Below are 1,622 nucleotides of genomic sequence, written 5' to 3'. Positions count from 1 at the left end.
GCATCTTATCAATCAGGTCTTTGGCGAATTCGATGAAGCTGGCGGGCGCGCGGTGGCCGCCGCCAAAGCCGGGCCAATAGCTGGTGTGGGTATCTTCGATGATGTAGAGGCCGCCGGCGCTAAGGTGCGGCCAGAGGTGTTGAAAGCTGATGATCTGCTGGTGCATCTGATGGCCGCCATCATCGACGATAAGGTCAAACGGGCCACGATCCTGCGCGAGGGTGGCAAGGAAGTTCGGGTCGGATTGGTCGCCGATGCGGATCTGGGTGCCGGGCAGTTCGAGGGCTTTGCACGCCGGGTCGATGTCGGCGAAGGTCAGCCGCGCTTCGGGGGCGAAGAAGTCGCGCCACATGCGGAGCGAGCCGCCTTTGTAGACGCCGATTTCGAGGAACGAGACGTCGCGGTCCTGCCAGCCGCCAAGCAGGCGGTCGTAGATGTCGAAGTAATGATCCATCTTGTACAGCGTGCGGTCGTCGGTGCGGGCAAGAAAGCTGCGGAAGTAGCCGGGGTCTGGCATGGCGTGCCTTTGCATGCGGGCGGGCCATGGCAGTATGCAGGTCTGCGCGCCAAAGGGCTGGTGGGCGGCTATTGCGGCAGGGCCTTGGGGGCATATTGCGCGGCGAAATCGGCAGAGGGCGGGATCATCGCGATCAGCACGCCGTCGGGGCCGTCGGCAATTAAGTGGCGCTGACCGAACGCTTCGTCGCGCAGCGGTAGCAGGATGGTCAGGCCAGCAGCCTTGAGACGGGCAAAGCTGGTGGTAGGGTCTTCGGTTGACTGGGGATGGGCTCGCTAGCCGGAGGTAAAGACCGGGGTGCGTGGAAGTGTTCGCAAGAGAACTTGGCGGCGGGTACATTGCCTTTAAGCGGGGCCAGATCGTAGTTGGAAGATCTCATCGGGGGAGCTTTTCTTTTGCATCTGGACACACTGTGCCTGTAAAGGACGTGCGGGGTGCATGCATGAAAGAGGCGCAGCGAGGTGCTGCGTGGGGGCTGTTCCAAGCCGTGATCTGGGCCGAAGCGAAGGCGGTGGATTTCATCCGGTTGGTTCCGATTGAGGCACTGATCCGCCGTGGCGAGGCCGTTGCTGACCGAAGCGCCAGTCGTGCTGGGCCTGGCGAAAATGGCCGTGATCGACCGCGAAACCGGTGGGCAGGCGCTTGTTCAGGGGTGGTGGCAGGGTTGCAGGATGCGGTGATGGCGAAGCTGTTGTCGGCGGCCCAAGACCAGGCGGCGCTGCAGCGGTTGGTGCGGGGTACAGTGGGATGATCACCAAGCGGTTCACCAAGGGCGATGCGGTGTCGGAAGCGGTCTATTCGGACTGCCAGCGGTATCGTTATCTGTTGACGCGGGTCTGGGGGCCCGGGCCTAAGGCTTTGTTCGTGATGCTTAATCCATCGACGGCAACAGAGGTGCAGAATGACCCGACGGTGGAGCGCTGCGAACGGCGGGCGCGGGCACTGGGGTTCGGAGCGTTCCGGGTGACCAACATTTTCGCGTTTCGGGCAACCGACCCCAAGGTGATGCGCGCCGAGCCGGACCCGGTGGGGCCGGGCAATGACGCGGCGATTGCCGACAGTGCCATCTGGGCTGACGCCGTGCTGTGCGCTTGGGGAAACCACG

Annotated in this window: 3 protein-coding genes; 2 read left to right on the top strand and 1 reads right to left on the bottom strand. The window is 63.3% G+C overall.

Annotated features, from left to right (window positions below):
• Positions 1-532: class I SAM-dependent methyltransferase (locus RMO18_RS14475; RefSeq protein WP_309666828.1), on the bottom strand; the 532-nt coding region annotated here is incomplete at its 3' end.
• Positions 533-959: 427 nt separating this feature from the next.
• Here RMO18_RS14475 and RMO18_RS14470 point away from each other — a divergent pair.
• Positions 960-1,268, top strand: coding sequence for a hypothetical protein (locus tag RMO18_RS14470; protein ID WP_309666827.1), 309 nt, complete (start codon positions 960-962; stop codon positions 1,266-1,268).
• The coding region (locus RMO18_RS14465) for a DUF1643 domain-containing protein (protein WP_309666826.1) at positions 1,265-1,622 on the top strand (358 nt) is incomplete at its 3' end. The genes RMO18_RS14470 and RMO18_RS14465, both read left to right, overlap by 4 nt.

The sequence above is a fragment of the Tabrizicola sp. genome (assembly GCF_031377265.1).
Classification (GTDB): Bacteria; Pseudomonadota; Alphaproteobacteria; order Rhodobacterales; family Rhodobacteraceae; genus JAUYQR01.
The sequence above is the reverse complement of the archived record's forward strand: the minus strand, read 5'-3'. Positions and strand labels throughout refer to the sequence as shown.

Coding starts and splice junctions, on each gene's coding strand:
- RMO18_RS14470 (WP_309666827.1), top strand. CDS start 960: ATGAAAGAGGCGCAGCGAGGTGCTGCGTGGGGGCTGTTCCAAGCCGTG.